The following is a 4,544-nucleotide window of genomic DNA, read 5'->3' on the forward strand; positions in this document are numbered from 1 at the left end:
AACCACATTCACCGAAAGATTTAATACATCATCATTCAATAATATCTTATGTGGTGTGTTGTTTTTTGTTTGCATACATAATAATACACACCACCATAATATTAATACTTTACGAACTACTGATAATAAAAAACAAACACAACAATCTTTTAATAGCTTAATTTATTAATATTATCTAGCTTTTTCTTATGCCATTTTAAATTTAAAACTTCTAAAACTAAATAAAATCATTAGTGTGATAATTCAATGTCAACTAAAGTTAAATCTGCCGATGATCTTCCTAAGAAGCCTGGAATTTATATAATGAAGGATTCTGAGGATAAAATCATCTACATTGGCAAATCGAAATCTCTAAGGAATAGAGTAAAGTCTTATTTCAAAGACAAGTATGATACACCAAAGACTCAAATTTTAATGAGTCATTTTAATAGCTTAGAATACATAATAACTGATTCTGAAAAGGAAGCTCTGATTCTTGAAGCAAATCTAATTAAAAAGCACAAGCCTAAATATAATATTCGCCTCAAAGATGATAAAAGATATCCTTATGTTAAAATAACTGATGAAGACTTTCCTAGACTTATCATAACTCGAAACATAACTAAGACAGGTAGCTATTTTGGACCATTCACTGATGTTGGATCTGTACGGCAAACTGTGAAGTTTTTAAAATCTTTATTTAAAATAAGAACTTGTAGAAGAATGGATGGACCTTGTTTAAACTCCCAAATTGACCTTTGTTATGGTCCTTGTGGAGGAAACATATCAAAAAAAGAATATAAAAAGTTAATATCTAAGATAGATTTATTTTTTCAAGGAAAATATTCCCAAATAATTAAGAACCTCAAAAAAGAAATGAAAGAAGCAGCTATTTCTGAAAATTTTGAAAAAGCAGCTGTAATAAGGGATCAAATAATTTCAATTGATGAAATAATGGAAAAACAATTCGTTGATTTTAAAGATGAATTAGATCAAGATATAATAGCTATGTCTTTTGATGGAGATTCAGCTATTGTAGTAGTGTTTTCAGTGCGAGATGGGAAAATCAATGGAAAAGATGACTTCTTAATGTCAGGAGCCAAGAATAACAAATCAAATGAAGTTATATCTGCATTTATCCAACAATATTATGGAATAAACAGACATGTTCCCAAGGAAATCATTTTAGAAGAAGCTATTAAAGATAAAGAAGAGGAAAAACTACTTCTTGATTGGTTAACTGATCTTCGAGGAGAGGAAGTAGAAATTACTGTTCCTCTTGAAGGAAGTAAACTGCGATTAATAAGAATGGTAGCTAAAAATGCAGATCTTATCAAAAAACAAAAGAAAAAAATGAAAAATGCTATGATTGAGATTAAGAAATACTTAAAGCTTGAAAAGCTCCCAAGAATCATAGAAGGATATGACGTTTCAAATATCTCAGGAAAATTAGCTGTTGGTTCAAAAGTATCATTTAAAGATTCTATCCCCAATAAAAAACAATATAAAAGATTCAAACTAGAAACTCCAGGTCCAGATGATTATGGAATGATGAGAGAGCTATTAAGTAGACGATTAAAACCTTTATCTGAGGGAGAAGGAGAAGAACCTAACTTAATCCTTATTGATGGAGGAAAAGGACAACTCAAAATAGCTATTGAAGTCTTAAAAAAATATAACTTAGAACATATCCCAATTATAGGATTAGCCAAAGAATTTGAAGAAATATTTATTCCACAAAGTCAAATTCCAATTAGAATCCCTAAAACCAATGAAGGTCTTCATTTACTTCAACGAGTTAGGGATGAATCCCATAGATTCGCAGTTACATATCATAGAAAATTGAGATCCAAAGAAATCGAAGGATCTGAACTTGATGATATCATAGGAATAGGTAAAACAAGAAAAATAAACTTACTTAAACACTTTGGAGACATTGAAACTATTAAAAAAGCAGATATTAATGAAATAGCTAATGTAAAAGGATTAAATAAAAAAGTAGCTAAAAATGTATATGATTATTTTAAAAAAACAGTGCAAAAAGTCCAATAAAAGATTATAGCGATTATTAAGTAAATATTTACTCTAAATAAAAACAAAATAAGCTATATGAATTATTAATAAATAATAAGATAATATTTATAAATTATTAATAAAAATAAAATAAGCTATATGAATTATTAATAAATAATAAGATAATATTTATAAATTATTAATAAAAATAAAATAAAATTTATGAATTATTAATAAACACAAATATATATTAAATTCTAGAAAATTATTCTAAGGTATTCAAAGAATATAGAAACTATTCTAGACTATTAATAGCTTCAACCAAGAGATCAATTGTTTTTTCAACATCATTCATACTTGCTATACTCACTGTAGTATGAATATATCTTGTAGGAACTGAAAGTACTCCTGTTGGTATTCCTTCTCTAGTTAAATGAATAGCTGTTGCATCAGTAGTTCCACCATCACTAACTTCAAGTTGATAGTCTATATCTGCTTTTTCTGCAGAATCTATTAAAATATTTTTGATCTTTTTAGGAGTGATTATTCCTCTACCACTAGCATCAATGAGAATTATTGCTGGACCTTTTCCAATTTCTACAGGAGAATCCTCTAGTGTAATACCTGGATGATCTCCAGATATTGTAACATCAAGAGCAAAAGCCATATCAGGGTTAAGTTTAAATGCAGAAGTTTTAGCACCTTTAAGTCCAACTTCTTCTTGTACAGTTCCAACACCAAAAACAGTAGCTTTACTATCTACTCTTTTTAAAGTTTCAATCATCACATAACAACCAATACGATTATCCAATGCTTTACCCATAATAAGATCATTTGGAAACTCTTCAAAATCAGATTTAAAGCTAATTGGATCCCCTATTGAAACCATTTCTTCAGCTTCCTTCTTGGAAGATGCACCAATATCTAGAAACATTTTGTCTGATTCAATGATTTTTTTTCTCTCAGCAGCTTTCATAACATGAGGTGGCTTAGAACCAATGACTCCAGTGACATCCCCATTTTTTCCATGAATAATCACTGTTTGATTTAATAACATTTGATCATTGATTCCACCTATTTTTGAAAACCTAATAAAACCTTTTTTATCAATATATCGAACTATAAGTCCAATTTCATCCATGTGAGAAGCTAGCATTACACTACTTCCTTTCTTATCTCCTTTTTTAATAGCTATTATATTTCCCATTAAATCTTCTTGAATTTCATCAACATGGTCTATTAGCTCTTCTTTAATAATAGTTGCAATTTTTTCTTCAAATCCAGATATTCCTGATGTTAAAGACAGTTTTTTTATTAGTTCCATTAATCTCACCTAAATAATTTATTGAATTTTGAATATTTTTATAATATATCAACCAATTTCAAATTATACATAATATTAATTTATTAATTATAATGATCTATATAAAACATAAATTCCTATAATTATAAGGATAATTTGTGGCCATAATGTAAATATAAAGTCTGGAATCCATCCCATCTTAGCTGCAATCCATGCCAATGCAAAAACTACAATCAAAATACCTACAAAAATTCCTGCCTTATTTATCTTACTTCTTGTTCTAATTGGAATGTTATTGTTATCATCATTCATTTTCATCACAATATTATATTTTATAATGACATTCAAATATGATATAACTTTATAATTCATTATATAAATAATTTGAATTTATTTTATTATCTAGTAATCAGATTTTTAGTGGAATTGAAATAAGAAATGTTGTTATTCCAAGTTTACTTGATAATTATAAAAATCAGATTATTTATTGGAGTTGGAATGTTAAAAAAAGCATAAATGAGTATAAATGAGTATAAAAACAAACATGGAAATAATAGCCAAGTTAAAATTTCAATTCCAATAAATGGTCTGATTTTTATTCTATTTTTTCTTCAATATGCCCTATTCTTTTGTCTCTTTCAATCCCAATAAATGGTCTGATTTTTATCAACAAGAGCATTGTTGAATGTTACAGCAAAACTATCTTTCAATCCCAATAAATGGTCTGATTTTTATGATGAGATCATCAGTAAATTATTGTTAGGTGAAAGCTTTCAATCCCAATAAATGGTCTGATTTTTATAAACACAATCCTAAACGTATTAAAGAAAAATACACTTTCAATCCCAATAAATGGTTTGATTTTTATACTAACATTTTTAGCGATATTGGCATATGCAGTGCCGTTTCAATCCCAATAAATGGTCTGATTTTTATTAGACTCATAATATTTTATGTAAGTATGATAAAGACTTTCAATTCCAATAAATGGTTTGATTTTTATTAATATTAAATATTATACTAATGAGAGTGTCCCATAATTAAGATTTTTAAAAAATTTAATGAAAATATTTCACATTTAACATCTTTAAATATTATATAGACACATATATCATTTTATTTTTTAAAAATAATCTTTATAAAATATATTATTTAAATTTAAAATAATATAAACTCTTTAAAAATTGAATTAAATAAAATAATTACTTTGTTATAGGTATTAATGGATATTTTGTCAGCTATTTAATAT

4 protein-coding genes are annotated in these 4,544 nt (G+C 26.7%); 2 read left to right on the forward strand and 2 right to left on the reverse strand.

The window, feature by feature from the left end; all coding sequences use genetic code 11:
* The first annotated feature begins 246 nt into the window (after positions 1-246).
* Positions 247-2,031, forward strand: coding sequence for an excinuclease ABC subunit UvrC (gene uvrC, locus MBCUT_RS10125; protein ID WP_067260689.1), 1,785 nt, complete (start codon positions 247-249; stop codon positions 2,029-2,031).
* 256 nt (positions 2,032-2,287) lie between these two features.
* On the opposite strand, the gene MBCUT_RS10130 is transcribed toward uvrC, so the two are convergent.
* Positions 2,288-3,316 (reverse strand): M42 family metallopeptidase, encoded by a 1,029-nt coding sequence (locus tag MBCUT_RS10130; RefSeq protein WP_067260693.1) that lies wholly within the window; start codon positions 3,314-3,316, stop codon positions 2,288-2,290.
* An 87-nt stretch (positions 3,317-3,403) separates the two neighbouring features.
* Complete coding sequence (locus MBCUT_RS10135) at positions 3,404-3,607, reverse strand: hypothetical protein (protein WP_067260696.1); 204 nt, start codon at positions 3,605-3,607, stop codon at positions 3,404-3,406.
* A 451-nt stretch (positions 3,608-4,058) separates the two neighbouring features.
* Here MBCUT_RS10135 and MBCUT_RS11895 point away from each other — a divergent pair, with 451 nt between their 5' ends.
* On the forward strand, positions 4,059-4,301 hold the full coding sequence (locus tag MBCUT_RS11895; RefSeq protein WP_449288495.1) for a hypothetical protein: 243 nt from the start codon (positions 4,059-4,061) through the stop codon (positions 4,299-4,301).
* Positions 4,302-4,544: the final 243 nt, after the last annotated feature.

It is taken from the genome of Methanobrevibacter cuticularis, assembly GCF_001639285.1.
GTDB classification, from domain to species: domain Archaea; phylum Methanobacteriota; class Methanobacteria; order Methanobacteriales; family Methanobacteriaceae; genus Methanobaculum; species Methanobaculum cuticulare.